At 65.7% G+C, this 1743-nt stretch carries 1 protein-coding gene; it reads left to right on the top strand.

Annotated features, from left to right (window positions below):
* Window positions 1-1580 (top strand): glutamine-hydrolyzing GMP synthase (guaA, locus tag V6M49_RS18535; protein ID WP_332762605.1); only part of this gene is annotated, 1580 nt, incomplete at its 5' end.
* Window positions 1581-1743: the final 163 nt, after the last annotated feature.

The following is a 1743-nucleotide window of genomic DNA, read 5'->3' as shown; positions in this document are numbered from 1 at the left end:
CCACTGCATCCCAGACTTCCCAGAAGCCGGTGCTGGTTGTTGACTACGGTGCCCAGTACGCGCAGCTGATTGCCCGCCGCGTCCGGGAAGCGAATGTGTATTCGGAAGTGGTTCCGCATACCTTCACCACCGAGCAGCTCCTGGCCAAGGACCCCGCCGCCATCATCCTTTCCGGTGGCCCCTCCAGTGTTTACGCGGACGGGGCACCCTCCGTCGGCGCCGACCTCTTTGAGGCCGGAATCCCGGTCTTCGGCATCTGCTACGGCTTCCAGGCCATGGCCAACGCCCTGGGCGGAAAGGTCGACAAGACCGGCCTGCGCGAGTACGGCTCCACCCAGACCACCATCCTCGGCGAGGGCCGCTCTGTCCTTGAGGGGATGCCGCAGCACCAGAACACCTGGATGAGCCACGGCGACTCCGTGCACGAGGCGCCTGAAGGCTTCGAAGTGCTGGCGACGACGGCGGGCGCGGAAGTGGCTGCCTTCGCCAACGAAGAGAAGGCCCTCTACGGCGTGCAGTGGCACCCCGAGGTCAAGCACTCGGCCTATGGCCAGCAGGTGCTGGAAAACTTCCTGTTCAAGGGCGCAAAGCTGGAGCCCAACTGGACCACGGGGAACATCCTCGAGGAGCAGGTGAACCGGATCCGTCAGCAGATCGGCGACGCCCGGGTTATCTGCGGGCTCTCCGGCGGCGTTGACTCCGCCGTTGCAGCGGCGCTCGTCCAGCGGGCCGTCGGCGACCAGCTGACCTGTGTGTTCGTAGACCACGGCCTGCTGCGCGAAGGCGAAGCCGAGCAGGTGGAACGCGACTTCGTTGCTGCCACGGGCGTCAAGCTGTATGTAGCCAACGAGCAGGAGCGCTTCCTGTCCGCCCTGGCCGGCGTCAGCGATCCGGAAACCAAGCGCAAGATCATCGGCCGTGAGTTCATCCGCGCGTTCGAAGAGGCCGAGCTGGCCATCATCGCCGAGGCCGCGGCCCATGGCGAGAAGATCAAGTTCCTGGTCCAGGGCACGCTGTACCCGGACGTCGTCGAATCCGGCGGCGGCGAAGGTGCTGCGAACATCAAGAGCCACCACAATGTCGGTGGCCTTCCCGAGGACCTGCAGTTCGAACTGGTGGAACCGCTCCGGGCACTGTTCAAGGACGAGGTCCGCGCCGTCGGTGCCCAGCTGGGCCTGCCGCAGGAAATCGTGGGCCGCCAGCCGTTCCCCGGCCCCGGCCTGGGAATCCGCATCGTCGGCGACATCACGCAGGAACGCCTGGACCTGCTCCGCAAGGCGGACGCCATCGCGCGTGCCGAGCTGACCGCGGCCGGGCTGGACAACGAGGTGTGGCAGATGCCTGTGGTCCTGCTGGCCGACGTCCGCAGTGTGGGCGTCATGGGTGACGGCCGCACATACGGCCACCCGATTGTGCTCCGCCCCGTTTCGTCCGAGGACGCCATGACGGCGGACTGGTCCCGCCTGCCGTACGATCTCCTGGCCCGGATTTCGAACCGGATCACCAACGAGGTGGAAGGCGTAAACCGGGTGGTGCTGGACGTGACCAGCAAGCCGCCGGGAACCATCGAGTGGGAATAACAGTGTGAGTGGCCGGTCTCCGTCAGCGGAGGCCGGCCATTGCTGTCATCCGTTGAAATCCGCCGCAATTTGGCCTGATCCAGTGTTGCGGTCTCTCATCCCGGCTCCTTTGCGGCTACGCTCGAAAGTATGCCGGTATGGTCCAGGGCGTCACGTGCAAACG

It is taken from the genome of Pseudarthrobacter sp., from assembly GCF_036675385.1.
In the GTDB taxonomy this organism is placed as follows: Bacteria; Actinomycetota; Actinomycetes; order Actinomycetales; family Micrococcaceae; genus Arthrobacter.
The sequence above is the reverse complement of the archived record's forward strand: the minus strand, read 5'-3'. Positions and strand labels throughout refer to the sequence as shown.